The organism is Rhodococcus sp. IEGM 1379 (assembly GCF_030056815.1).
GTDB lineage: Bacteria > Actinomycetota > Actinomycetes > Mycobacteriales > Mycobacteriaceae > Rhodococcus_F.
The window spans coordinates 76,119-99,110 of the sequence record NZ_JASHKR010000015.1 but is presented as its reverse complement, the minus strand read 5'-3'; the positions used below and the strand labels follow the sequence as shown (position 1 = coordinate 99,110).

The window sequence follows — 22,992 nt, the reverse complement described above, 5'->3', positions numbered from 1 at the left end:
AGGGTTCGGAAACGCGTCGTTAACGGAAGTCATCGACTCGCAACGTAATTGCTACACGGCGAAACGTGCGGGACACCGCGTGGGAACGAAGCGACGGAAAACTATCAACTGACAGAAATACCGCCCACCGTTCCTCTCAGGAGAACCCATGACGATCGCGGCACCTAAGCCCAGCGACGACAACGACCTCGCCGAGTTCGGCTACGAGCAGCAACTGCATCGCTCGCTCGGCAAGTTTGCCTCGTTCGCGGCAGGCTTCTCGTTCGTCTCCATCCTGACCACGATCTTCCAACTGTTCGGGCTCGGCTTCGGTTTCGCGGGACCCGCGTTTTTCTGGACCTGGCCTTGCGTGTTCCTCGGCCAGTTCATGGTCGCGCTGTGTTTTGCCGAACTTGCTGCGCGGTACCCGATTTCGGGGGCAATCTACCAGTGGGCACGGCGGATGGGCGGCGAGATCATCGGATGGTTCGCTGGCTGGTTCATGATCATCGCGCAGATCGTCACTGCTTCGGCCGCGGCCATCGCACTGCAGGTGGTTCTGCCGAATGTGTGGAGCGGATTCCAGATCGTCGGCGACGACAGCTCACTCACCTCGTCGAGCGGTGCGACCAACGCGGTACTGCTCGGTTCGGTGCTGTTGGTGCTCACTACGGCGATCAACTGCGTCGGTGTCAACTGGATGTCGCGCATCAACAACATTGGCGTGACCTGCGAGATCATCGGCGTCATCGCGGTGGTCGGGATGTTCTTCACACATGCTCAGCGCGGCCCGCAGGTTGTGTTCGATACGGGCGCCGCCGGCACCGAGCCCGGTTACATCTGGGCCTGGATCGTCTCCGGCTTGATGGCCGCATACGTCATGGTTGGCTTCGGCTCGGCGGGCGAGCTCGCTGAAGAGACCCGTAATCCCCGCCGTGTCGCACCGCGGACCATCCGCCTTGCACTGTCGGTGTCCGCTCTCGGCGGCGGCCTGATGATCGTCGGCGCGCTGATGGCGGCTCCGAGCCTGACCGATGGTCGACTCGCCAGCGAAGGTCTGCCGTACGTGCTCGGCGCGATCCTGACCTCCCCGTGGGGAACCCTGCTGCTGATCGACGTTGCGATCGCGGTCTTCGTGTGCACCCTCGCGATCCAGACCGCGGCATCCCGGCTGATGTTCTCGATGGCCCGCGACGGCCGGCTGCCCGCATCGAAGACTCTCTCGAAAGTCAATGCCCGCACCGGAACTCCGATCGCTCCGTCGGTACTGATCGGGATCGCCTGCATCCTGGTACTTGCCGTAAACGTCGGAAACTCGGCAATCTTCACCACTCTGTCGAGCGTATGCATCGTGCTCATCTATCTGGCCTACCTCATGGTTACCGTTCCGCTGCTGCGTCGCCGGTTGCAGGGCTGGCCGTACGGGGACGTCCAGTACGACTCCGAGGGCCGCAAGTTGTTCTCGCTGGGCGTCTTCGGCATCCCGATCAACATTGCCGCGGTGCTCTACGGCGCAGCGATGGTGATCAACCTGTCCTGGCCGCGCGCAGAAATCTTCAATCCCTCCGGTGACATGCCCATCCTGCAATGGGCCGCACCGATCACCATTGTTGCCGTCGTCCTGGTGGGCAGTCTCTGCTACCCGCGCGGAAAAACCGTTCCGAACCCCGTCACGATTGGAGCCACGAAGTGACCACAAGCAGTACCCAGACCGACACAACGGCGGCCGCTCGCGACCATGCCCGCTCGCAAGCCGGCGCGATCACCAACGCGATGCCCGTCCTACCTGCCTCTCACTGGCCCGCATCTCCCGCCGGCATCGATGCCGACCGGCTGACCTGGGCGGAGACCGTGCCCGGCGGTCGGTACACCTCGAAGGTGCTGGCCCGTGGCACTCGAATCCGGTTGCGCGACATCGACGGCAGCGCGTGTGCGAACCTGTTGCTCTACCGGACCGATGCCCCACACGAGCGACTCAATATCGCCGACACCGTCAAGGTGCCGTGGCAGGCGTACCTGAGCGTCGGCCATCCGCTGCTCTCCGATCAAGGCCGAGTTCTGGCCACCGTCGTTGCCGACACCTCCGGTCACCACGACGCATTCTGCGGAAGTACGTCATTGGCCACGAACACAGCGAAGTACGGCGAGGGATCCGTGCACTCGGACGCACCCGCCGGCCGAGAACTTCTGACGCTGGCGGCAGCCAAGCACGGCCTGACTGCCCGCGACCTTCCTCCGGTGCTCACCTTTTTCCACGGAGTACGGGTCGAACCTGACGGTGCGCTTGTCAGCACCGGAAATGCCGGTGCCGGCAGGGAACTGGAACTGTTGATCCACCTGCCGGTGATCGTGCTGATCGCGAATACCGCCCACCCTCTCGACCCGGAACCCACGTTCAGCACTACGGCACTTGAAGTCCTGGCCTGGGCTGCGCCTGCAGACCTCGAATCCTTGCCGAACAACGACCCCGAGTATCTCCGCGCGGTCCTCAATACCGAGGACGCCTGGAACGCCGTCATGCCCGTCAATGAAGCCCAGTTTGGAAGGGACGTCAAATGACCACCGCTGTAGACACTCTCGCGCTCGTCCCCGGCGCCGTGATTCTCGACGAGACGGTCGGTGCGCGCGGGCCCTGGTCCGCGATCGTGCAGGCCGGCGACATCCTGACCATCGTGGACCTGCACGGCAATCAGGCCGTCGACTCTCTCTTCTATGCTGCTGACGATCATGGCATCCGATACTCGGCAGCGGCCACCGTTGCGGCACAGCGCAACCTTTTTCTCACGACGGGGTCCGTGCTTCGGGCTGACGACGGCACGGCGCTGATGACTCTGGTCGGCGACGAGGTCGGAAACCACGACACCGTCGGCGGCGCTTGTTCCCAGGAGTCGAACACCCTGCGCTACGGCCACCACACCAAGCACCAACACGCCTGCGTGGAGAACTTTCTGATCGAAGGTGCCAAGTGGGGACTGGGCAAACGAGACCTGGTCTCGAATATCAACTTCTTCATGAATGTCCCGGTCGACGCAGACGGCACCCTCGGCATCGTCGACGGACTGTCTGCGCCCGGTAAGCGGCTGGCACTTCGTGCCGAGATCGACACGCTGGTGCTGGTGTCGAACTGCCCCCAGATCAACAACCCCTGCAACGGTTTCGACCCCACTCCGGTGCGAATGATCGTCACCCGGCCCGAGGAGCAGCGATGACCGAGATCACCGTGCAACGTCCCGGAATGCTGAGCACAGTCCAGGACTGGCCCGGTCGTGTCGGCTACTGGCAGATCGGTGTGCCCCCGTCGGGGCCGATGGACGATCTGTCCTTCCGCCTGGGCAACGTTGCACTCGGCAACGAGGAGGGAGCAGCCGGACTCGAGTGCACGATGGCCGGTCCCGCATTGCGCTTCGCCGAGGCAACGGAAGTCTGCGTCACCGGTGCACCCGCCACTGTCCTGGTGGACGGTGTGCCGGTGCGGACGTGGGCGCCGGTGCAGGTTCCGGCCGGCGGCGTTCTCGATGTCGGGGCAGCCTCCGGACCGGGACTACGAATTTACGTGCTGGTGCGCGGCGGCATCGACGTGCCGGATTACCTGGGCAGCGGTGCGACGTTCACCCTCGGCAAGTTCGGCGGTCTCGAGGGCCGGACACTACGCGAGGGGGATGTGTTGCACTGTGGCGCCGGCCGTTCCAATCCCGATGACGCCCAGCCGGTTCCGATGGAGCACGTGCCCGTCATCGGAGGCCGCTGGGAGATCGCTGTCACCGAGGGACCACACGGTGCGCCGGAGTTCTTCACCCGCAAGGATATCGACACGCTGTACGCCACGGACTACGAGGTGCACTTCAACTCCGACCGCACCGGGGTCCGGTTGATCGGTCCGCAGCCGGATTGGGCGCGCGGTGACGGCGGCGAGGCAGGCCTGCACCCCTCGAACATCCACGACAACGCCTACTCGGTGGGTGCGCTCGATTTCACCGGTGACACTCCGATTCTGCTCGGACCCGACGGGCCGAGCCTCGGTGGATTCGTCTGCCCGGTCACCGTCGTGTCGGCAGAACGGTGGAAGCTCGGACAACTCAGCCCCGGCGACACCATCCGGTTCGTACCGATTCGGGCCGAGCGTGCCGCGTCGAAGCGTCAACTGGGTCTGCGTCGTCGCGCAAGTCAGCCGGCGGTATTCGGTGCCGGCGGCGACGGAGATGACGGCGTGATCGCCCGACGCGACGGCGCAACCGCGGTGACCTACCGCCGCTCCGGTGACGACAACGTGCTCGTCGAATACGGAGACATGACACTCGACCTCGCGCTTCGGGCGCGTGCGCACGCCCTGCATCAGCGACTCGAGGCCGAAAAGCCTGCCGGCCTACTCGATCTCACGCCGGGTATCCGGTCCCTGCAGGTGCGCGTCGACCCGGACGTGCTCCCGGTGTCGAAGCTGATGGGTCTCCTCGCGGAGGCCGAAGGGCAGATCCCGGACTCGTCCGAACTCGTCGTGCCCAGCCGGTCGGTGCGAATGCCCCTGTCCTGGGACGACCCGTCGACGAGGGAAGCGATCAAGCGGTACATGCACGGCGTGCGCGCCGATGCGCCGTGGTGCCCGTGGAACATCGAGTTCATTCGGCGGATGAACGGACTGGACTCTGTTGCCGATGTCTTCGACACTGTTTTCGACGCCGAGTACCTTGTGCTCGGACTCGGCGATGTTTATCTCGGTGCGCCGGTGGCTACCCCGCTCGATCCGCGGCATCGACTGGTCACGACGAAGTACAACCCGGCACGCACTTGGACGCCCGAGAACGCGGTCGGTATCGGCGGTGCGTACCTGTGCATTTACGGCATGGAGGGGCCGGGCGGTTACCAGTTCGTGGGACGCACCACGCAGGTCTGGAACCACCGCTATCCCGAGAAATCCGGTCCGTTCGAGCACGAAACACCGTGGCTGCTGCGCTTTTTCGATCGAATTTCCTGGTATCCCGTCGAGCCGGATGAGTTGCTCGAATTGCGCGCCGAGACCGCGGCCGGTGGGCCCGGCGGCGTGCAGATCACGGATGGCACCTTCTCGCTCGCCGAACATGAGCGGTTCCTGACCGACAACGCGGATCCCATCGCGGCGTTCCGGGCCAGTCAGGCGCTTGCTTTCGGAGCTGAGCGGGAAGCCTGGTCTGCCGCGGGCGAATTTGCCCGCGCCACAACAACAGTCAAGGAGGTGGCCGCATGAGTGCTCGGGAACGGGTATCGGCTGCGTATCGGGCTATCGAGGGCGCACACCGGCCGGAGATCTGGATACACCTGCGCCCGGAGGTCGACGCGTTGGCTGAGGCCGCAACTCTCGACGCGTCCGCAGCCCACTTGCCACTGCGAGGGGTGGTGCTCGCGGTCAAGGACAACGTCGACGTGGCCGGACTGCCGACCACCGCCGGGTGTCCCGAATACGCCTACACGCCAACAGTTGATGCCGCCGCAGTAGCGGCACTGCGGGCAGCCGGTGCCGTCGTACTGGGCAAGACCAACCTCGACCAGTTCGCGACCGGGCTCGTCGGTACGCGCAGTCCGTACGGGGCCGTTCGTGATGCCCGTCGGCCGGATTACATCTCGGGCGGCTCGAGTTCAGGGTCTGCGGTGGCCGTGGCGCTCGGATTGGTCGACATTGCGATCGGTACCGACACCGCCGGCTCCGGCCGCGTCCCGGCCGGCCTGCAGGGCATCGTCGGCATCAAGCCGACTTTCGGGGTCGTCTCGACGGAGGGCGTGGTGCCGGCCTGTCGCTCCTACGACTGCGTGAGCATCTTCGCCGCAGACTTGGCCGGTGCGGAGTCCGCGATGGCGGTGATGGCAACTGGTGCGCCGGACCGCTCGTGGCCGAGCGAAGTTCGGTTGGCCGCACCGCCGCGTCCGCGAGTGGCGGTACCGCGCGAGTTGCCCGGTCTCGACCCGCAGTGGGCGGCGGCGTTCGGTGCGGCCGTCGAAGGACTACGCGCCGCAGGCGCCGAGATCGTGGAGGTGGACCTCTCACTCTTCCTCGATGCCGCGAAGCTCCTCTACGACGGTGCGCTGGTTGCCGAAAGATATTCGGCGGTAGGCGAATTCGTCGATAGGCATGTCGATGCCGTGGACCCGACGGTGCGTTCGATCGTCGCGCCGGCGGGCGCCATCCCCGCGCATCGACTACTCGAAGACCGGGAACTGTTGGCGCAATTGCGGAATCGAGCCATGAATGAGCTCGACGGAATAGATGCCCTGATGGTGCCGACGGCACCGGAGCACCCAACGATCGCCGAGGTCGCAGCTGATCCGATCGGGGTGAACTCCCGGATGGGGACGTACACCAACTTCTGTAATCTGTTCGATCTCTCGGCCGTCGCGGTACCTGCTGGGATGGCCGGCGACGCGCAGTTCGGCGTGACGGTGCTGGCGCGCGCGTTCGAGGACGCCGTTGCCGCGGATATTGCGGCAATGGTGACGGGGGAGTCGGCCGGCGGATGGACCGACACACCGGCGGAGACCGTCGAACTGGCAGTATTCGGCGCGCACCTGCGTGGTCAACCGCTCGAACATCAGTTGACGACGTTCGGTGCCCGTTGGCTCGGACCAGTCGCCACTTCTCCCTACTACCGGCTCAGTGCCTTGGATAGGACCCCACCCAAGCCCGGTCTTGTCCGCGTCGCCGAGGGCGGGGTGTCGATAGTCGGAGAGCGCTGGAGTCTGGCACCCGCAGCACTGGGCAAGTTCCTGGCAGCTCTGCCGACGCCGATGATGCTCGGCGCCGTGGAATTCGACGACGGAAGCTGGGGAACGGGGTTCGGGTGCGACCTGGAAGCCGCGTCGAGCGGCAAGGACATCAGTGAGTACGGGGGGTGGACGGCGGCGTTGGAGGCAGGAGCGGTGGGCTGAGCAGTTTTCGCGTCGGTATCCGGTTTCACATGACTGCCGACCATCAGGCATTGTGTGAGGGTCGGAATTGGTCGGCTCACCTCAAGGTTTGGAGCATCGATGGCGAAGATCGAAGAAATCCTGGAACTGAAACGCCTCGAGCGCGATATCTTCCGAGGAATCACCGCTGAGACGACTTTGCCAAAAACTTTCGGCGGCCAGGTTGCGGGCCAGGCCCTGGTATCCGCGGTTCGCACCGTCGACCCCGCGTACTCGGTCCATTCACTGCACGGGTACTTCCTGCGTCCGGGAAACACCTTGAAGCCCACGGTCTTCCTGGTCGATCGGGTTCGTGACGGTCGATCCTTCGCCACTCGGTTGGTGACGGGGATCCAGGACGGCCAGGCGATTTTCACGATGTCGGCGTCGTTCCACGTCCAGGACGACGGCATCGAGCATCAGGACGAGATGCCGCCGGTTCCGGACCCGGAGTCGCTGCCGCTGGCTCGCGATTCAGAGGACGGGGAGACTGCCTGGCTGGCACGAGAATGGGCAGACTGGGATCTCCGACTGGTCCCGAACGCCGATGTCAGCAAGCGGCCAGGTTCAGTTGCCCAACAACAGGTGTGGTTCCGATCCCGTGAGGCGCTGCCCGACGATCCGGTTTTTCACGTCTGCACCCTCGCGTACATGAGCGATATGACGTTGCTCGGCTCTTCGCGTACGCCGCACCCAGATGTCGCGATGCAGTCTGCGTCGCTCGACCACGCGATGTGGTTCCTGCGCCCGTTCCGCGCCGATGAATGGCTGTTGTACGACCAGACGTCGCCGTCGGCCGGTTTCGGTCGGGCTCTCACTCAGGGGCGGATTTTCGACCGACGGGGAAACATGGTGGCGGCGGTTGTCCAGGAAGGTCTGACGCGTCTTTATCGGCCCAAGTGAGTGCGTACGGCCGGCCTAGCGGGATGGTCGTAACGCACTTCCAGATCAATCGGCTCCGTCACGGTTGCTCGATGCTCGAGCAGTGCGTCGACCGTCCACAAGGCCGCCGACGGCGTGTGTCGTCGCAGGGCGGCTTCGCTCATGTCCAACCGCACGGTGATGTCGAAGTCGAGTCCGCGGCCGAGCAGCATCGGTCCGGCGACGACGAGGACGTGGCGTTCGTGAACCGCCTCACGTGTAGACCGCACTGACCGGTCGGTGGCTTCGTCCCAGAGCTTGGGGAGCCACGTTCGCCGCGACCTCGACGACGTGATGACTTCCCGGTCGAGGGCCCCATAGTCAAACCACATGGTCCGATAGCTCAGGGTGTCTTCGTGCCCGAACTCGAACCGCAGAGATGCCGGGCGCACGTAGTCGTGAAGTGAGGCAACAGCACTCGGTCGATCGAGCGCTTCAACGGCAGAACCGATCAAACTGGCGAGTTCGACGGGCCGAGCACAATCCGCGCCGTCGACGGCTACCACCGTCACCGACGGACGTGACTGACACAACGCCGCGACCTGTCCGGCGAGAGCCTGTGGTGTGGAAGGTATGAAGATACTCACGTCACCATGGTGCCGTGCGCACCCGTCGAGGCGATAATGTGAACCAGTTCGGCCGGCGTTGTCGGCATCTACATCGCCGGAGGACACATGGTTGGTATCGAGGAGATCCTCGCTCTCGAAACGCTCGAGAAGGACATCTTTCGCGGGGCAGTTCATCCCACCGGGTTGCCGCGGACGTTCGGCGGGCAAGTGGCCGGCCAGTCGCTGGTGTCGGCGGTGGGAACGGTGGACGAGAGCTACCGCGTCCATTCACTACACGGTTACTTTCTGCGGCCCGGAAATCCGAAGATCCCGACGGTGTACCTGGTGGACCGGATCCGTGACGGGCGCTCGTTCTGCACTCGCCGAGTGAACGCAGTGCAGGACGGCAAAACGATCTTCACGATGTCGGCGTCGTTCCACATCGAAGATGAGGGAATCGAACATCAGGACCAGATGCCGACTGTGCCGGCGCCGGAGGATCTTCCCGACGCACTGACGATTCCGGAACTCGCGAAGCTGCCGTACTACCAGGAGTGGAAGAACTGGGATGTACGGATCGTGCCGGCCGACGAAGCGAGCGCGTCGCCCGATCTTGCAGCACAGCAGCGAGTCTGGATGCGGTACCGGGACACCCTGCCGGATCGTCCTCTCCTGCATATTTGCACGTTGGCGTACCTCAGTGACATGACCTTGCTCGGCACGTCCAAAGTTCCGCACAGAGATGTGCCGACGCAGAATGCGTCGCTCGACCACGCTATGTGGTTTCTGCGCCCGTTCCGGGCGGACGAATGGTTGCTCTACGACCAGACTTCGCCGTCGGCCGGTTTCGGCCGGGCACTGACGCAGGGGCGCATCTTCGACCGTGCGGGCAATATGGTGGCAGCGGTTGTGCAGGAAGGGTTGACGCGGATCGAGCGTGAACCTGCAGAACGTGAGAACAAGACAGGAACTTCGGCATGACTCGTCCGTTGATCGGTGTACTCGCTCTTCAAGGTGACGTCCGAGAGCACCTTGCTGCTCTGACGGATTCCGGGGCCGACGCGATCGGTGTCCGTCGTCCGGAAGAGCTCGACAAGGTTGACGGAATCGTCATTCCCGGTGGGGAATCGACGACGATGAGCCGACTCCTTCAGGTCTTCGAGTTGTTGGATCCGCTCCGTGAGCGGCTTCGCGGCGGTCTGCCGGCTTATGGTTCGTGCGCTGGAATGATTCTGCTCGCCAGCGAGGTGCTCGATACCCGGCCCGACGCCGAGAGCCTCGGTGCTATCGATATGACCGTGCGCCGCAACGCGTTCGGTCGCCAGGTCGATTCCTTCGAGTCCGATCTGGACTTCGAGGGAATCATCGGTGATCCGATCCGCGCCGTGTTCATTCGCGCGCCGTGGGTCGAGCGGGTGGGACCAGGTGTCGAGGTGTTGGCGCAGGTACCGGCAGCAGCGGGCGAAGCAGCGGGTCGCATCGTGGCGGTGCGGCAAGGTTCCGTGATCGCGACATCCTTCCACCCCGAGGTCACGGGAGACCGCCGCGTTCACGAACTTTTTGTCGACCTGGTGCGCGGCTAGCTCTCGTGCGGGCTGTGTGCCTGAACCAGTGAATTAATCAGGCGGACACCGTCTTCCGGTTGGTCGATGGTGACTGCGAAGACGCGACCAGTGTCGAGCGTCAGCACGATGGCTTCGCCGGATCGCAGAGTGATTGCAGTTCCGCGAGGGGTGAGGCGGTAGCCCCAACCGCCCCACTCCATCGGCCGGATGTTGTCGACGGATGCCGATTTCACCCGGGTGATGGCGATCTTCTTCCATCGAACGCCCCACGAACTGATACTCATGCCCGTGTTGTCGACTCGCACGGTCACCGATGCGAAGGCCGTGATGAGGACAGTCGAAGCGAGCAGGACCAGCACGACCCACCAGTCGGAGTAGGCGGCAGTTCCGACGGTGAGCGCCGTCAGGCCGACGGCGAGAATCCACGGCCAGATGCTGTGCGCGCGACCGATCCACACGGCGCGTTCAGTGGCCGAGAGCGGCGTGTCCAACGTCGGGGTGGGAAGTGCGGACACGGAATCTGATGCCGCCCGTGACGTCAGCGCCCACGCGGCGATTCCCGTCAGTGCTGCTGCGATCGGTGCAATGATCCACCAGCCGATTCGAGCGTTCTCCGGAGATCCGGCATCCAGGGTAAGCGCAACACTGAGGATCCAGATCGTTGCGAAAGTGGCACTGGTTGTCGCTGTGAGGGAGAGCAGAAGGGGCGAATTCTCGCTCGCGCGAACCGGCGAATTCTCGCTCGCGCGAACCGCAGTGACCGCGGCGACTACGGACGCGATCAGGGACAATGCCAGCGCACATGCGAAAAGTGTTGTGGTCGTGCTGAACCCGTCCGGAGTTGAACCGGACCAGTGGCTGGCGACGGTGTGTGGGAGTTCATGTCCCCACACCAAGCGCGCAATGATCAGGGCGGCCGTCGGAACGAATGTCAACGTCGCGGCAGTCCACAGTCGGACCTTGCTGATATTCATGAGTTGCTGGTCTCCTTGATGAGGTCGAGCATCTGGGCGGTATCGAGCCCCAGATTGCGGGCTAGCTTGACGAACTCACGGGCTGATTCGTTGAGAGCTGTTCGGCCGGAATCGAATTCGGCACGAATCACCGCGCCTCGGCCACGTCGTAGGTCAATGAGGCCTTCGTCGCGAAGTGCCGCGTAGGCGCGGAGCACCGTATGCAGGTTTACGTCGACCGACTCGGCGAGAGCGCGTGCCGACGGCAGTCGATCACCCGGTCCGATCTCGCCGCGGATGACGGAGCCACGGACACCCGCTGCAATTTGATCGGCGAGGGGGGTGGTGGACGCGTGGTCTATTCGAACCAACATGTTTGCATTCTATGCAAACAATCTCATGTTTGGCGAATTCATCTGCGGGGGATGCAGCATGTGGCGACGTGGGGCGGGTAACATCGGCAGAGCTGAAACCGCGCATTCGGCGTGCGCAACACAGCAGGAAAGGGGCTTGAATCGCATGAGCGGCCACTCAAAATGGGCCACCACCAAGCACAAGAAGGCTGTTGTCGACGCACGTCGTGGCAAATCCTTTGCGAAGCTGATCAAGAACATCGAGGTGGCGGCACGAACCGGCGGTGGCGATCCCACGGGCAACCCCACCTTGTTCGACGCCATTCAGAAGGCGAAGAAGACTTCTGTCCCCAATGACAACATCGAACGCGCGCGCAAGCGTGGCGCCGGTGAAGAAGCTGGTGGCGCAGACTGGCAGACCATCATGTATGAGGGCTACGGGCCCAATGGTGTTGCCGTGCTGATCGAGTGCCTCACCGACAACCGTAACCGTGCAGCCGGTGAAGTTCGTACCGCGATGACCCGTAACGGTGGCAACCTCGCTGATCCGGGTTCGGTTTCGTACCTGTTTGCTCGTAAGGGCGTCGTGACGCTCGAAAAGCATGGGCAGTCCGAGGATGACGTCTTGATGGCAGTTCTCGACGCCGGCGCTGAAGAGGTCACCGATCTCGGTGAAACCTTCGAAATCGTCTGTGAGCCACATGATCTCGTAGCGGTCCGTACGGCGCTGCAGGAAGCCGAGATCGATTACGACTCGGCTGAGGCAGATTTCCGTGCGTCGGTCGAGGTTCCCCTCGACGCTGACGGTGCGCGCAAGATCTTCAAGCTCGTCGACGCGCTCGAAGATTCCGACGACGTGCAGAACGTGTATACCAACATCGATCTGTCCGACGAGGTCCTTGCAGAACTCGACGCTGAATAAGTCGACAGTTTTCTCACTCGACCCGGTCGCGACGCACTCGTCGTGGCCGGGTTGCGTGTTGATGTCGGCAGTTCGCCCGCGCACCGCTAAGCTATCGAACAGCTGTTCGGTGTGGAGAGGTGTGATGGTGTGCGCGTGCTCGGGGTGGACCCTGGCTTGACCCGATGTGGATTCGGTGTGGTCGACGGGAGCAACGGCAGAGTTGTGCGGCCCATCGCAGTCGATGTGGTGCGAACGCCCCCCGACATGGCCCTGGGCTCACGGCTTCTACTGATCTCCGATGCAGCCGAACTCTGGATCGAGCAGCACAAACCGCAAGTGGTCGCCATCGAGCGGGTGTTCGCACAACACAACGTCAGTACCGCCATGGGTACGGCGCAAGCGGGCGGCATTGTTGCCGTCGCGGCAGCCAGACGCGGAATCCCGGTGTTCTTCCATACGCCTTCCGAGGTGAAGGCCGCAGTCACCGGCAGCGGCAATGCAGACAAGGCGCAGGTCACCGCGATGGTGACACGAATTCTCAATCTCAAGGAAGCCCCCAAGCCGGCAGACGCCGCGGATGCGCTGGCCATCGCGATTTGTCACTGCTGGCGGGCGCCGATGATCGAACGGTTGGCAAAAGCCGAAGCGATGGCGGCAGAACAGATGCGTAAGTATCAGGCAAAATTGGCCGAGACAACCAGAGTCGAAGCCGGCAGAGCAGAAATCACCAAGAAGGCAGGTTCACGATGATCGCGTCGGTACGCGGCGAAGTACTCGATATTGCGCTCGACCATGCGGTCATCGAGGCGGCCGGTGTCGGCTATCGAGTCAATGCAACTCCGATAACTCTGGGCGCGTTGCATCGGGGGAGTGAGGCTCGGCTCTTCACGACGATGATCGTTCGGGAAGATTCGATGACCCTCTACGGATTTTCCGATACCGAGTCCAAGGACTTGTTCAGCCTGTTACAGACGGTGTCCGGCGTCGGCCCCCGGTTGGCGATGGCAACGCTGGCGGTTCTCGAACCCGATGCGCTCCGACGGGCTCTGTCGGAGGGCAACCTGACGGCGCTGACGCGAGTTCCGGGAATCGGCAAACGCGGTGCCGAACGTATGGTCGTCGAACTGCGAGACAAGGTCGACGCAGTGCCTGCGACGGCCGGTGCATCCGGCGTGATTGCAGCCAACGCGATTCGCGATCAGATCGTCGAAGCACTCGAAGGTCTCGGATTCCCGCTCAAGCAAGCAGAACAGGCTACCGATTCGGTACTGGCAGAAACTCCCGAGGCGACCACGTCCGTTGCGCTTCGGTCCGCTCTCTCGTTGCTCGGTAAGACTCGATGAACTTCGATCCGATCGAAGATTTCGACGACGAGTCCCAGGTCAGCGCCGAGTTGGTCGCGGGCGATGGTGAGGTCGAAGCAAGTCTGCGCCCCAAGAGTCTCGACGATTTCATCGGCCAGCCGCGCGTTCGCGAGCAACTTCAATTGGTGCTCACCGGCGCGAAGATGCGCGGCGGAACCCCCGATCACATCCTGATGTCAGGGCCGCCCGGACTCGGCAAGACGTCGATGGCCATGATCATCGCGGGCGAGCTCGGTTCCTCACTTCGGCTCACGTCGGGTCCGGCTCTCGAACGAGCGGGTGACCTTGCGGCGATGCTGAGCAACCTGGTGGAGGGTGACGTTCTCTTTATCGATGAGATTCACCGTATTGCCAGGCCGGCCGAGGAAATGTTGTATCTCGCGATGGAAGACTTCCGCGTCGACGTCGTCGTGGGCAAGGGCCCCGGAGCCACCTCGATTCCGTTGGACGTTGCGCCGTTCACACTGGTCGGGGCAACAACACGATCCGGCGCTCTGACGGGCCCGCTGCGTGACCGTTTCGGTTTCACCGCGCACATGGATTTTTACGACCCGCATGAACTGCACCAGATTTTAATGCGGTCGGCCGGGATTCTCGGTGTGAATCTCGAGTTGGATGCGAGTGCGGAAATCGCACGACGGTCACGGGGAACGCCGCGTATCGCCAACCGGTTGCTCCGACGAGTGCGAGATTTTGCCGAAGTTCGTGCCGACGGCATCGTGACGATGGAGGTCGCGAGAGCGGCGCTTGCGGTCTACGACGTCGACCAACTCGGATTGGATCGCCTCGACCGGTCCGTTCTGAGCGCACTGGTGCGTTCTTTCGGCGGCGGCCCCGTAGGTGTGTCCACTCTGGCGGTTGCGGTCGGTGAAGAACCGTCCACAGTCGAAGAAGTGTGCGAGCCGTTCCTCGTCCGCGCCGGCATGATTGCCAGAACTCCTCGTGGGCGTGTGGCGACGGCCGCGGCCTGGACTCAGCTCGGAATGACGCCACCGCCGGACGCCGCTGCGGGCGGTATCGAGGTTCGCGTCAACGAACCACCGGCAATGTGACGCGCACCGGCAATCCCGCCGGCACCGGATGCGGTGTGATTGCCCGATCACTGAGGGAACCTTTCGGCCGAACTGTCGGGATTCTTAAGGAACTAGTGGCACACTGGTGTCTTGCGTAGGTCCATCCGGGGCCCGCGCGTCGAAAAATATGCAACAAAACCTGAGGTTGATCAAGACATGTCGAGTTTGCTTTTCCCCCTCCTGATCCTCGCGCTGCTGGTGCCCATGTTCCTGGGTATGCGCAAGCAGAAGAAGGCGCTGGCCGTGACTGCCGAAATGCAGGACTCGCTGCAGGTCGGTGACCGTGTGCAGACCACTGCCGGTCTGTACGCAACCATCGAGTCGATGAACGAAGACACCGTAGATCTCGAGATCGCACCCGGCGTCGTCACCACGTGGTCGCGTCTCGTTATCCGTGAGCGCGTCATTGAGTCCGTTGACACGGAATCCGTCGACGAAGATCTGGACTCCGAGTTCGAAGAGTCTACGTCCGACACCGAAATCCGACTCACCAAGGAATCCTGAACACACCCGTTTCAGGAACCTGTTCTAGAGTTGCCGCGTAGTTCGCGTACATCGCACGTTCGCGCATAAGTAGCTCTCGTGGTCATCGACCGCGCTCGTCCGGCACCTACTGAGGAGACTTAAAGATCGTGGCACCTTCCACCGGAACGGTGCATCCGGTCCGCTACCTAGCCCTTTTCGGGGTTTTGGTCGTGGCACTGTATGCACTGGTGTTCTTCACTGGCGATAAATCGGCCACGCCGAAGCTCGGAATCGACTTGCAGGGTGGAACGCGTGTCACGCTGACTGCGCGCACGCCGGACGGCAGCGCGCCTAGTCAGGACAGCCTGAAGCAGGCTCAAGAAATCATCGAGACCCGCGTCAACGGACTCGGTGTGTCCGGGTCCGAGGTTGTGATCGACGGTGACAACCTCGTCATCACGGTTCCCGGCGACGACAGCGCACAGGCGCGGTCGTTGGGTCAGACCGCACGTCTCTACATCCGACCGGTCACCGGATCGATCCCCGTGTCGACGCGCGATGCGAATCGCACTGCAACCACGCCACCGGCGACTGACGTACCGACGACAGAAGTGCCGGCTACCGGTGCCGAGACCCCGGCACCCGCCCCGCAGAATCGTCCGTTCCCGGCGCAAGAGCCGCCCACAGCGGAAGCAACACCCCCCGTAGAAGTAGCGCCCATCTCGGGAGTGACTCCGACTCCGGCACCGGAAACGTCGAGTGACGGAACGGATGCGGGTGATGCAGCAGCCGCAGAGATTACCGCTGCGCGGGCGCTACGTCAGAGCACTGATCCGGCTGTTCAGGAACAAGCTGTCGCCAATTTGGACTGCTCGGTACCCGACCCGTTGCGTGGCAATGACGATCCGGCCCTCCCGTTGGTGGCTTGCTCGCAGGATGGTTCGACCATCTACCTGCTCGGCCCCGCGATCATCGATGGTCAGGAGATCGCGGACGCGTCGTCGGTATTCAACTCGCAGCAGTCGCGTCACGAGATCAGCCTCTCGTTCAAGACCACCGGCAGCAACACTTGGGCACAGTTCACCTCGGCCAACATCGGCAAACAGGCAGCATTCACCCTTGACTCCAAGGTTGTCAGTGCGCCCACCATCCAGGGTGCAACGCCGGCCGGTAGCGCTACATCGATCACCGGCAGTTTCACGGCGGACAGCGCCAAGGAACTTGCCAACACACTGAAGTACGGTTCACTTCCGCTCTCGTTCGCGGCTTCCGAGGCCGAGACGGTCTCGGCCACACTCGGATTGGCTTCGCTGCAGGCAGCACTGATCGCCGGTGCGGTCGGCCTGGTGCTGGTGCTGATCTACTGCCTCGTCTACTACCGGATGCTCGGCGTTCTGATCGCGCTGTCCCTCGTGCTCTCAGGCATCATGGTGTACGCGATCATGGTTCTGCTCGGCAGATACATCGGGTTCACTCTCGACCTCGCGGGTATGGCGGGTCTGATCATCGGTATCGGTATGACAGCCGACTCGTTCGTGGTGTTCTTCGAGCGCATCAAGGACGAAATGCGAGAAGGCCGCAGTTTCCGTTCCGCGGTTCCGCGTGGTTGGGCACGAGCGCGTCGCACCATCCTGTCCGGTAACGCTGTCAGCTTCATTGCCGCCGCCGTTCTGTACGTGCTGGCAGTTGGCCAGGTGCGAGGTTTTGCCTTCACTCTCGGCCTCACCACGATCCTCGACGTCGTCGTGGTCTTCCTCGTGACCTGGCCGCTGGTCAATCTGGCCTCGCGTTCGGCGTTCTGGTCCAAGCCCAGCGTCAACGGCTTGGGAGCAGTGCAAGAGGTTGCCCGCGAACGTAAGGTTGCCGCCGCTTCGTCGGCTAAGGAGACACAGGCATGAGTGAGTCCAACAACAACTCTGCAGAAAATTCTTCGGCGGATACCGCAGCACGGTCCGAAACCACGGATTCCGGAGTTGACCAGACTTCGATGCCGAAACACAGCCTCTTGTCGAGGTTGTACACCGGTACCGGAGCGTTCGAGGTCGTCAGCAGGCGTCGGTTCTACTACGGGCTGACCGGTGCCTTGGTCGCGATCGCTCTGCTGAGCATCATCCTGCGCGGTTTCACATTCGGAATCGACTTCGAGGGTGGATCACGGATCCAGTTCCCGGCTACCGAAGGCATCGAGACGTCGCAGGTAGAAGCGGTGTACACCGAGGCTCTCGGGTTTGAACCGGTGACGGTGCAGACCGTCGGTTCGGGTTCGAGCGCCACGGTCCAGATTCGGTCCGAGACGTTGGACGAAAACCAGGTCGGAACGCTGCAGACAGCGCTGTTCGACGAGTTCCAGCCCGAGGACAAGAACGGAAATCCGTCAGTCAACGCGATCAGCTTCGCCGACGTCAGTGAGACGTGGGGTGGTCAGATCACCAAGAAGGCGTTGATCGCGCTGGTGGTGTTCCTGGTGATCGTGAGTATTTACATCGCCGTTCGGTTCGAGAGAGACATGGCGATCGCCGCGATCGTGGCCCTCTTCTTCGACATCATCGTCACAGCCGGTATCTACTCGCTGGTCGGCTTCGAAGTCACACCCGCGACAGTCATCGGGTTGCTCACCATTCTCGGTTTCTCCCTGTACGACACCGTCGTCGTGTTCGACAAGGTCGAGGAGAACACCAGAGGAATCCTGCATCTGACGCGTCGGACGTACGCCGAGCAGGCCAACCTCGCTGTCAACCAGACGCTCATGCGCTCGATCAACACCACCGTCATCAGTGTGCTTCCCGTGCTCGCCTTGATGGTTGTCGCGGTCTGGATGCTCGGCGTCGGTACCCTCAAGGACCTCGCGCTGGTGCAGCTGGTGGGCATCATCGTCGGCGCATACTCGTCGATCTTCTTCGCGACGCCACTCCTGGTGTCGATGAAGGAACGTTGGGGACCGGTCGCGGATCACACTCGTAAGGTTCTCGCTCGCCGGGCTACGCTTGCAGAAAAGGGGCTCGGCGACAAGGGGCTCGAAGACAAGGGCGCAGAGACCGTCAGAGTGGGAGCGTCGGCTGCACGACGTAGTGCGGTTGCCCCTTCGCCTGGTGCTCGGCCGACAGGAAAGCGAAACAAGAAGGCGCACTGATCATGCTCCACAGGAGGCGAGCACTAGTTCGCTCGCTGTCATTGGTTGCTGCCACGGCGGTGGTCACAGGTTCGTTGGCAGCCTGCTCGTCGGAAAATTTCGAGCAGGTTCCGTCCATCGGATATGCAATCGACAACACCATCACGACGTACAACGCGAATACGACGGCCGGATCCGTTTCGGGAGCGATGGCAGCTCTCGGCCGGGTCCTGCCGGGCTTCACGTTCACCGGTCCCGTCGGGGCGCCGGTGTCCGATACCGACATGGGTACCGCGGCAGAGTTGCCGGGTCAGACGTTGACGGTGGCGTACAAGCTGAATCCGTCATCCGTGTACTCGGACGGAATTCCGCTCTCGTGTGACGATCTGGTGCTCACGTGGGCGGCGTCTAACGGCCGGTTCACGAAGGACGCTGACGGCGCACAGGTACCGATGTTCGACGTGGCAAATACGTTGGGATATTCGGATATCGACCGGATCGATTGCCAATCGGGTTCCAAGGACGCCACCGTCGTCTTCAAGCCGGGCCGTGCGTTCACGGAATGGCGAACGCTCTTCGGAGCTACCTCGTTGATGCCGTCGCATATCGCGGCGCAACGTGCTGGGGTACCGGATCTGGTTGCCGCGGTGAATTCAGGCGACACCGCAGCACTCTCGAAGATTGCGGATTTCTGGAACACCGGCTGGAACATGGTGCCGGGGCAGTTGGACAAGACCGTCCTGGTGTCGTCCGGTCCGTATCGGGTCGACGAGTACACCGAAGACGGTGGGCTGGTACTGGTCGCCAATGAGCGATGGTGGGGCAACAAGCCTGCCACCGATCGCATTGTCGTCTGGCCCCGCGGGGTGGATCTTGTCAAGGATGTGGATTCGCAATCCATCGAAGTGATCGACGTGGGCGCCGGCGCGGCCGGAGATCTCGGCGAGCTGTCAGGATTTTCGACGGTCCACATCCCCTCGCGATCCATCGAACAATTCATCCTGGCGACGTCGGGGGTTCTCGGCGACGAGGCGGCCCGCCGAGCGTTTGCGCATTGTGTTCCGCGAGGAGCGTTGTTCGATCAGTTCGGCAAGACGCCGAATGCGCCGGCAACAGGTGTCGGGTCGGGTGTCGTGGATTCCCGTCTGGCCGTTCCTGATTCGCTCGTCTACCGCGATGCCGCGGCCACCGACGGCGATCGCTACAGCAATGCGGACGTTGCGGCGACCAAAGTTTCGCTGTCCGAGGCGGGGCTGGACGGGTTGACGGTGAGAGTCGGATATCTTGCTCCGGATCCGGCGCGCGCCCAGATCGTGTCCGAGGTGAAGGCTGCTTGCGCACCGGCGGGAATCACGATCGAGGATGTCAGTAGTTCGAGCTTCGAACCGCAGGTTCTGCGTGCCGGTGACGTCGATGCCGTCCTCGCCGGTACCGCCGGTCAGGCCGGCGCAGCGGGCATGGTGGACATGATCGACGCCCGGGGAGCGTTCCGCGGTGGAAACTCCTCGAATTTCAGTGGATACCACAACACGCGGATCGACCAGATTATCGATCAACTGGACACCGATCCAGGAATAGCTGCGCAATTGGGACTGTCGGTGGAGGCGGAGAACATCCTCTGGACGCAGGTGCCTACTATTCCTCTGTTCAATCAGGTGCGAACTGTTGTCGTTGCTCAGGGTATGAGTGCGGTGGTAGCCAATCCGACTCGCTCCGCCACAGGCTGGAATATGGATAGATGGGTATTGCGTAGATGACGATTTCGAGTGAGATCACTGTAGGGACTTCTGTGGCTGATCTGAGGGAAATTAACCGGGCGGCCGCGGACGCCGTTGTTCGTTTGACTCGGTGGGCGGACAATTTTCCGGCACCGGGTGTTCGATTCGCAGACTTGACGCCGGTCTTCGCCGACGCCGAAGGTTTCAGTGCGGTTCTCGACGCTTTGATCGCTTGCGCACCCGACGCAGACACGATTGCTGCCGTCGATGCGCGTGGCTTCCTGCTCGGTGCCGGTGCGGCGGCGCGTATGGGCGCTGGAGTCGTTGCGGTCCGCAAGGTCGGCAAACTGCCACCACCGGTGCTCTCGCGCTCGTACAGCCTCGAATACGGTTCGTCGACCCTCGAGATTCCAGCTAACGGCTTCGATCTCACCGGACGGAATGTTTTGGTGATCGATGACGTTCTGGCTACCGGAGGGACACTGGAAGCAGCGGTGCAGTTGGTGGAGTTGGCGGGCGCGAACGTCGTCGCCGTGGCAGTGGTGCTCGAGATCGAGGAACTTCGGGGCCGAAATCGCTTCGTTAAGTACCCACTGACATCCCTGGTCAAGGTCTGAGTATTAAAGTTGGCTCCTGGGGGTCGAAGTAGACCTCCAGGGCAATTTCCCGTTGCAGGGCGGTTGCCTCAACCAACTCGGTGGTAGGAGGTGGCGACATGACGTCGAATCTTGATCGATCACAGAACTCGGGTGCAGTGTCGCAGGAAGCGGGTAACACCCCGGTTCCGGATACGACACCATCGAAGTCCGGAATCCCGGATGCGGATACTTCTTCGCAAACAGCAGGCAACCGGATCGGTCAGGGTGTGGCGGTGCCCGCATCTGCGTCTCGGCGCGTTCGGGCGCGTCTGGCTCGCCGCATCACGGGTCAGCGCAACGCCACCATCCGCCCGGTTCTCGAACCGCTGGTCAGCCTGCACCGTGAGCTGTACCCGAAGGCCGATTTGGCGCTGCTGCAGCGCGCCTACGACGTCGCGGAAGAACGGCACTCGAGTCAGCGTCGCAAGTCCGGCGATCCCTACATCACCCACCCGTTGGCTGTCGCGAGCATCCTGGCCGAGTTGGGTATGGACACCACAACTCTGGTGGCCGCGCTGCTTCACGACACGGTTGAGGACACCGGGTACTCCCTGGAGGAGTTGACCCGCGACTTCGGTGACGAGGTTGCGCACCTCGTTGACGGTGTCACCAAACTCGACAAGGTTGTTCTCGGAACAGCAGCCGAGGGCGAGACCATCCGCAAGATGATCATCGCGATGGCACGCGACCCTCGGGTCCTCGTCATCAAGGTTGCCGACCGCCTGCACAACATGCGGACCATGCGCTTCCTGCCACCGGAGAAGCAAGCTCGCAAGGCGCGCGAAACTCTCGAAGTGATTGCGCCACTTGCGCATCGGCTCGGTATGGCGACTGTCAAATGGGAACTCGAGGATCTCTCCTTCGCGATCCTGCACCCCAAGAAGTACGACGAGATCGTGCGTCTGGTGGCTGATCGTGCGCCGTCACGCGACACGTACTTGGCGAAGGTCCGGGCGGAGATCAGCTCGACGCTGTCGGCTTCGCGGATCAATGCCGTCGTCGAAGGACGGCCCAAGCATTACTGGTCGATCTATCAGAAGATGATCGTCAAGGGCCGCGACTTCGACGACATTCATGACCTTGTCGGCGTCCGCATTCTGTGCGACGAAGTTCGTGACTGTTACGCCGCTGTCGGCGTCGTGCATTCGTTGTGGCAGCCGATGGCCGGGCGATTCAAGGACTACATCGCGCAGCCGCGATACGGCGTCTACCAGTCTTTGCATACGACCGTCGTCGGTCCCGAGGGTAAGCCGCTCGAGGTGCAGATCCGCACTCAGGACATGCACCGGACGGCCGAATTCGGTATCGCTGCTCACTGGCGATACAAGGAGACCAAGGGCAAGCACGCGGGCGACATCGCCGAGGTCGACGACATGGCGTGGATGCGTCAGCTACTCGACTGGCAACGTGAGGCCGCGGATCCGGGGGAGTTCCTCGAATCGCTGCGCTACGACCTCGCGGTCAAGGAGATCTTCGTCTTCACGCCCAAGGGTGACGTGGTGACCTTGCCGGCCGGTTCGACGCCCGTCGACTTCGCGTACGCGGTCCACACCGAGGTGGGGCATCGCTGCATCGGCGCACGCGTCAATGGTCGGCTGGTCGCGCTCGAACGCAAACTCGACAACGGCGAAGTCGTGGAGGTCTTCACCTCGAAGGCTGCCACGGCGGGGCCGAGTCGCGACTGGGCGACGTTTGTCGTCTCACCGCGCGCCAAGGCCAAAATTCGTCAGTGGTTCGCGAAGGAACGACGCGAAGAAGCCCTCGAGTCCGGCAAAGATCAGATTGCCAAGGAAGTTCGCCGCGTCGGACTTCCGTTGCAGCGCTTGATGAACGCCGAATCGATGAGCACCATCGCGCACGAACTCCGCTACCCGGATGTTTCCGCGCTCTACACGGCGGTGGGTGAGAGTCAGGTCAGTGCTCACCACGTCGTACAGCGGTTGGTGGCGCATCTCGGTGGCGTCGGCGCAGTCGAAGAGGAACTGGCCGAGCGCTCCACGCCGTCGAATATGCCGATCCGCACGCGCAGTACCGGCGACGCCGGAATCTTGGTTCCCGGTGCTCCGGGAACTGTGGCGAAACTCGCGAAGTGCTGCACCCCGGTGCCGGGCGATTCGATTCTCGGCTTCGTGACGCGCGGTGGCGCAGTCAGTGTTCACCGCACCGACTGCACCAACGCAGACTCGCTGCACGGTCAGTCCGAGCGGATCATCGAGGTGGAATGGGCGCCGTCGGCGTCGTCGGTGTTCCTGGTCGCCATTCAGATCGAGGCCCTCGATCGTCATCGTCTGCTCTCCGATGTCACCAAGGCGTTGGCAGACGAGAAGGTCAACATCTTGTCGGCGTCGGTCAATACTTCCGGTGACCGAGTTGCGATCAGTAAGTTCACGTTCGAGATGGGTGACCCCAAGCATCTGGGTCACGTTCTCAATGTCGTTCGAAACGTCGAGGGAGTCTACGACGTCTATCGAGTGACGTCGGCTTCTTAGGGGC

General features: G+C 62.7%; 21 protein-coding genes. 18 read left to right on the top strand and 3 right to left on the bottom strand.

Features of this window, described 5'->3' with window-relative positions:
* Positions 1-148: 148 nt before the first annotated feature.
* The 6 genes from QM600_RS11620 (at position 149) to QM600_RS11595 (ending at position 7,791) form a co-directional block, all read left to right on the top strand.
* Entirely contained in the window at positions 149-1,672 is a 1,524-nt protein-coding gene (locus QM600_RS11620) for an amino acid permease (RefSeq protein WP_283261610.1), read from the top strand.
* The gene (locus tag QM600_RS11615; RefSeq protein WP_283261609.1) at positions 1,669-2,538 is read left to right on the top strand and encodes an urea amidolyase associated protein UAAP1; all 870 of its coding nucleotides are present in this window, start codon (positions 1,669-1,671) and stop codon (positions 2,536-2,538) included. The genes QM600_RS11620 and QM600_RS11615 overlap by 4 nt, the downstream gene beginning before the upstream one ends.
* Positions 2,535-3,188, top strand: coding sequence for an urea amidolyase associated protein UAAP2 (locus QM600_RS11610; RefSeq protein ID WP_283261608.1), 654 nt, complete (start codon positions 2,535-2,537; stop codon positions 3,186-3,188). The genes QM600_RS11615 and QM600_RS11610 overlap by 4 nt, the downstream gene beginning before the upstream one ends.
* Complete coding sequence (locus tag QM600_RS11605) at positions 3,185-5,197, top strand: 5-oxoprolinase/urea amidolyase family protein (RefSeq protein ID WP_283261607.1); 2,013 nt, start codon at positions 3,185-3,187, stop codon at positions 5,195-5,197. The genes QM600_RS11610 and QM600_RS11605 overlap by 4 nt, the downstream gene beginning before the upstream one ends.
* Positions 5,194-6,870: an allophanate hydrolase gene (atzF, locus tag QM600_RS11600; protein ID WP_283261606.1), complete on the top strand. Its 1,677-nt coding sequence runs from the start codon at positions 5,194-5,196 to the stop codon at positions 6,868-6,870. Before QM600_RS11605 ends, atzF begins: the two co-directional genes overlap by 4 nt.
* Before the next feature lie 99 nt (positions 6,871-6,969).
* Positions 6,970-7,791 carry an acyl-CoA thioesterase gene (locus QM600_RS11595; RefSeq protein ID WP_283261605.1) on the top strand — a complete coding sequence of 274 codons (822 nt, stop codon included), beginning with the start codon at positions 6,970-6,972 and terminating at the stop codon, positions 7,789-7,791.
* Here the strand turns inward: QM600_RS11595 and QM600_RS11590 are convergent.
* Complete coding sequence (locus QM600_RS11590) at positions 7,776-8,396, bottom strand: hypothetical protein (RefSeq protein WP_283261604.1); 621 nt, start codon at positions 8,394-8,396, stop codon at positions 7,776-7,778. The genes QM600_RS11595 and QM600_RS11590 overlap by 16 nt on opposite strands.
* An 87-nt stretch (positions 8,397-8,483) precedes the next feature.
* On the opposite strand from QM600_RS11590, the gene QM600_RS11585 reads away from it, so the two are divergent.
* Positions 8,484-9,338 (top strand): acyl-CoA thioesterase, encoded by an 855-nt coding sequence (locus tag QM600_RS11585; protein ID WP_283261603.1) that lies wholly within the window; start codon positions 8,484-8,486, stop codon positions 9,336-9,338.
* A complete protein-coding gene (gene pdxT / locus QM600_RS11580) occupies positions 9,335-9,940 on the top strand; it encodes a pyridoxal 5'-phosphate synthase glutaminase subunit PdxT (RefSeq protein WP_283261602.1) in 606 nt (201 codons plus the stop codon). Before QM600_RS11585 ends, pdxT begins: the two co-directional genes overlap by 4 nt.
* On the opposite strand, the gene QM600_RS11575 is transcribed toward pdxT, so the two are convergent.
* Together QM600_RS11575 and QM600_RS11570 are read right to left on the bottom strand one after the other, a co-directional pair.
* Positions 9,937-10,896 carry a hypothetical protein gene (locus QM600_RS11575; protein ID WP_283261601.1) on the bottom strand — a complete coding sequence of 320 codons (960 nt, stop codon included), beginning with the start codon at positions 10,894-10,896 and terminating at the stop codon, positions 9,937-9,939. The genes pdxT and QM600_RS11575 overlap by 4 nt on opposite strands.
* The gene (locus QM600_RS11570) at positions 10,893-11,249 is read right to left on the bottom strand and encodes a GntR family transcriptional regulator (protein WP_283261600.1); all 357 of its coding nucleotides are present in this window, start codon (positions 11,247-11,249) and stop codon (positions 10,893-10,895) included. Before QM600_RS11570 ends, QM600_RS11575 begins: the two co-directional genes overlap by 4 nt.
* Before the next feature lie 145 nt (positions 11,250-11,394).
* Between QM600_RS11570 and QM600_RS11565 the strand changes: the two genes are divergently transcribed.
* The 10 genes from QM600_RS11565 (at position 11,395) to QM600_RS11520 (ending at position 22,988) form a co-directional block, all read left to right on the top strand.
* Entirely contained in the window at positions 11,395-12,150 is a 756-nt protein-coding gene (locus QM600_RS11565) for a YebC/PmpR family DNA-binding transcriptional regulator (protein ID WP_283261599.1), read from the top strand.
* Positions 12,151-12,279: 129 nt separating this feature from the next.
* Entirely contained in the window at positions 12,280-12,882 is a 603-nt protein-coding gene (gene ruvC, locus QM600_RS11560) for a crossover junction endodeoxyribonuclease RuvC (RefSeq protein WP_283261598.1), read from the top strand.
* The gene (gene ruvA / locus QM600_RS11555) at positions 12,879-13,475 is read left to right on the top strand and encodes a Holliday junction branch migration protein RuvA (protein ID WP_283261597.1); all 597 of its coding nucleotides are present in this window, start codon (positions 12,879-12,881) and stop codon (positions 13,473-13,475) included. The genes ruvC and ruvA overlap by 4 nt, the downstream gene beginning before the upstream one ends.
* Positions 13,472-14,548, top strand: coding sequence for a Holliday junction branch migration DNA helicase RuvB (gene ruvB, locus QM600_RS11550; RefSeq protein ID WP_283261596.1), 1,077 nt, complete (start codon positions 13,472-13,474; stop codon positions 14,546-14,548). Before ruvA ends, ruvB begins: the two co-directional genes overlap by 4 nt.
* 177 nt (positions 14,549-14,725) lie before the next feature.
* On the top strand, positions 14,726-15,073 hold the full coding sequence (yajC, locus tag QM600_RS11545) for a preprotein translocase subunit YajC (RefSeq protein WP_283261595.1): 348 nt from the start codon (positions 14,726-14,728) through the stop codon (positions 15,071-15,073).
* Positions 15,074-15,201: 128 nt separating this feature from the next.
* The gene (gene secD, locus QM600_RS11540) at positions 15,202-16,932 is read left to right on the top strand and encodes a protein translocase subunit SecD (protein WP_283261594.1); all 1,731 of its coding nucleotides are present in this window, start codon (positions 15,202-15,204) and stop codon (positions 16,930-16,932) included.
* A complete protein-coding gene (gene secF / locus QM600_RS11535; RefSeq protein WP_283261593.1) occupies positions 16,929-18,164 on the top strand; it encodes a protein translocase subunit SecF in 1,236 nt (411 codons plus the stop codon). The genes secD and secF overlap by 4 nt, the downstream gene beginning before the upstream one ends.
* Before the next feature lie 2 nt (positions 18,165-18,166).
* On the top strand, positions 18,167-19,900 hold the full coding sequence (locus QM600_RS11530) for an ABC transporter substrate-binding protein (protein WP_283261592.1): 1,734 nt from the start codon (positions 18,167-18,169) through the stop codon (positions 19,898-19,900).
* 32 nt (positions 19,901-19,932) lie between these two features.
* Positions 19,933-20,478 (top strand): adenine phosphoribosyltransferase, encoded by a 546-nt coding sequence (locus QM600_RS11525; RefSeq protein ID WP_502942941.1) that lies wholly within the window; start codon positions 19,933-19,935, stop codon positions 20,476-20,478.
* Positions 20,479-20,576: 98 nt separating this feature from the next.
* Positions 20,577-22,988: a RelA/SpoT family protein gene (locus tag QM600_RS11520; RefSeq protein ID WP_283261590.1), complete on the top strand. Its 2,412-nt coding sequence runs from the start codon at positions 20,577-20,579 to the stop codon at positions 22,986-22,988.
* The last annotated feature ends 4 nt before the right edge of the window (positions 22,989-22,992 follow it).